The organism is Enterobacter sp. 186315, assembly GCF_053290175.1.
In genome coordinates this window covers 1-3005 of sequence record NZ_JBPTTK010000048.1, presented here as the reverse complement: position 1 = coordinate 3005, position 3005 = coordinate 1, and the positions used below count along the sequence as shown (strand labels likewise).

General features: G+C 44.1%; 2 protein-coding genes and 1 pseudogene. 1 reads left to right on the top strand and 2 read right to left on the bottom strand.

The genetic code is table 11. From position 1 onward, the window contains the following. Window positions 1–334: 334 nt before the first annotated feature. Window positions 335–427, bottom strand: a pseudogene (locus tag ACSVHP_RS22825) (DUF4113 domain-containing protein); the annotation flags it as partial. Between the two features lie 836 nt (window positions 428–1263). Between ACSVHP_RS22825 and ACSVHP_RS22820 the strand changes: the two are divergent. Then, window positions 1264–1449, top strand: a complete 186-nt coding sequence (locus ACSVHP_RS22820) for a con-10 family general stress protein (protein WP_103793602.1) — start codon at window positions 1264–1266, stop codon at window positions 1447–1449. Between the two features lie 1359 nt (window positions 1450–2808). On the opposite strand, the gene ACSVHP_RS22815 is transcribed toward ACSVHP_RS22820, so the two are convergent. Continuing rightward, a partial coding sequence (locus ACSVHP_RS22815) for a hypothetical protein (protein WP_312999688.1) occupies window positions 2809–3005 on the bottom strand: 197 nt, incomplete at its 5' end.

The following is a 3005-nucleotide window of genomic DNA, read 5'->3' as shown; positions in this document are numbered from 1 at the left end:
CTCTTTAAGCCATCTTAAATGACTCTGAGGTGTCTGTTAAACCCGTGGCGATTCAGGGCGGGCGGGAAATGGATCTACCCGAAAGTGCTGGCCTTAATGACAAATTTTGGCACAGATTATTTGAATGGCTCAATGTCCGCTTCCCGCTCATAGTGGACATTAGAGGCCACAAGGGGAGACATTAAATCTCCCCCCGCCATGGCGTTCAAATTTATGCCGCTTCTTATACCGGACACTCATCACTGTCAGTTAAGTTGAAGAAAAATGCCACCCGTCCCACCACTTCGGCTTCTTCCTCAGACTTACCCCTCGATCTCCGCAGCATCACTGGATATCAGCGTACGATCAGCAGAGCAGAAAATCTCATCGTATAACGAGGCGACAACATATCCCGCTTCATCTGTCACTGCTGCTGTAGCCCCTGTCCTGGCCCCATTTGCGCCTGCGCCGTTGAGCCAGGCAACGACCTGAAAAATTGCCTTCTTAAAGTAATTGTTTATGCTGTCGATAGGTTATATACCTGCGTCCTGAGCGCGGGATTGATAACAAAACTAAGGGAATTATGCCCGCTCCCGTGCGGGCTTTTTTCTCTCCAGTTCGATCGTAAATGCGCCAACGGGTAATTACTGCTGAATAGGCCATGGCTTCCGGCTGGCGCTGGTTCCGGATGTTTTCTGCGGGCATTTCCACGCGGACAGATATGTACAATTTTGTCCGACAATATGGATCTATTGAAAAATATCAAACCTGACGCTAAAAGTGTCGAGAATATTTATGATCGTTATATTCTGAACGTTAGTATGTGATACAGGCATGGTCACCTCTTATGTAATTCAACTTGTGAAAAATGAAAACAACAGCTAGCCTGAAATAGTATGAAAGCATCTGGATTTCCCTTGTTTACAGCCGCTCCCCAGCGGCTTTTTTTTGGCCAAAATAAGAAAAATCCGTTTTATATCTTTGGAAACTGATTGCTTACACATGAAAACATTGTGCTTTGCGCTTCGTTAACTACTTTTAGTCTTTGATTTTTGTTACAGGCCCTCCCATAAAACAGCAGGTTACTGGCGTAAGTGTGGTCGATTATATAAATCAAGCGAAACGTAAAATCACCCCCCGTAATATCAGGAAACCCTCACGCATGATAAAAAACAGGTTTGACAGGACCTGCACATCGACTAAATTTATTTATCGAACGACGAGAGATACGAAATACTTACGTATCTTACTGACATAACCAATATATGAGAGATGAGGTTTAATATGGCAGAGCATCGTGGTGGTTCCGGTAATTTCGCTGAAAACCCTGAAAAAGCTTCTGAAGCTGGACGTAAAGGCGGGCAGCATAGCGGAGGGAATTTTAAAAACGACCCGCAGCGCGCATCGGAAGCTGGCAAGAAAGGGGGACAAAACAGTCACGGCGGAGGCCGTAAATCTGACAACTCCTGATTTTATAGCCAGTTTATTAAACTGCTAGAAATCATACTGCGGGCCTGCTGGCTCGCAGTTGCTTTTTACCGGAATGAAGATATCAATGTAAAGCACCTGTGAATTATTCTTACCTCTCCTGACACGCCCCTGGAGAATCTAAAAGCTACTTAACCGTTTTCAACCAACGCAGCCGTCGTCTCCGGCTGACGATGATTCCGGATGTTGTCGTCGTTTACGCTGATGGATGTTACCCGGAAAAAACCGCTCAGGTTCTGGCCCGGGATTATTCCTGGACCCGGGAATTTGCGCTTGTTATACATTGGGCTTCGGGGAATTGTGCCCTGTTCACAGGCCTGCCTGCAGCTGTGAGCGCCAAGCCAGTCCGGTCATTAACGCAAAGGAAAAATATTTTCCGGCAGTCAAACCTCTTATCGCCTTGTAAGCATATAAACGCATATTTGCCCTTTATTAGGTCGAACGCTCATTACCCTGACGGGTTCATTATTAGCGAACCTCTGTATCTGAACCATGACATATCACTTCTGCATTTAGTTCATCACCCGCAGACAAAAAGAGCGTGATAACCATTGGGGAAAAGCCGGTGCATAATTTATAGGGCAGACATCTGACCCCGGTATCGATTATGTTTCACTGCCGGAGTATTGTACAGGGTGCAGAAACACCATATATTGGCAGTGAGTAAAATATATCCTGTATATTATTGCAGCGCTTTTTCCTTAATCTGGATATCCAGGGTCTGATACCGCACAAAAAGCCTAAAGATAAGATGTATTTTATTTGCCATTTAACCCCTGACTGTTATGGTGTTTACGTTATCAACGCTCGAAGCACACAAACATAAGAACAGTTTTGACTCAAAGTTGCCCCGCAACCGGGGCTTTTTTTAAGTATTGATTATCAATGCCGAAACTGGCAGTTAATTCGGAACCGCAACTTTACTGCTGTAGACATCATCCTGCTGTGTCTGGCGCTGTTTATGTGTTATGAAACGTGCCGGTACTCATGCTTCAAAATCAACAAAAATATGTATATATATTTTTTTGGTAACAATGTTAATTATATGGAAAAGCAAAGAATCTGCAATCACCTCTCCATTAGCTATCAGTACTCACCATCATCTCCTTTTTATCTGGTTTATATTTATAAATGGCGGAGCGGGGAATATCTTTCTTCTGTTGCGTCTAACAGCAAGGAATCGTTGTTCAGACAAATTAAGGAGTATGCTCAACTGAATGAGCAGGAACAGGCCCATCTCCGTAGATTTATCCTCTGAATATTGTCTTTTTCACCACTTTCACAGATTCTTAAATCTGTCAGCATTTCGCATGCCACGATTGTTATGTGCCTGCCAGCCGGTCAGTTATCTCGTGACGATTTCAGACCTGCTTCCGTGAATGGAATGATCGCGCAGAAAATTTTTTGAGTCATACTTATAACAGTCACATTTTTCTTTTTTGGATTGTCCAACAGAGGAGGAATGTATGCAGTCAGTAAGTGATGATCTTGACCCGCCATCTCCGGACAGCTTTTGTATCTTAAGTTAACGATGTCCG

What these genes read in the sequence shown, in the direction of transcription:
- ACSVHP_RS22820 (WP_103793602.1), top strand. Translation starts at nt 1,264, where the DNA reads ATGGCAGAGCATCGTGGTGGTTCCGGTAATTTCGCTGAAAACCCTGAA.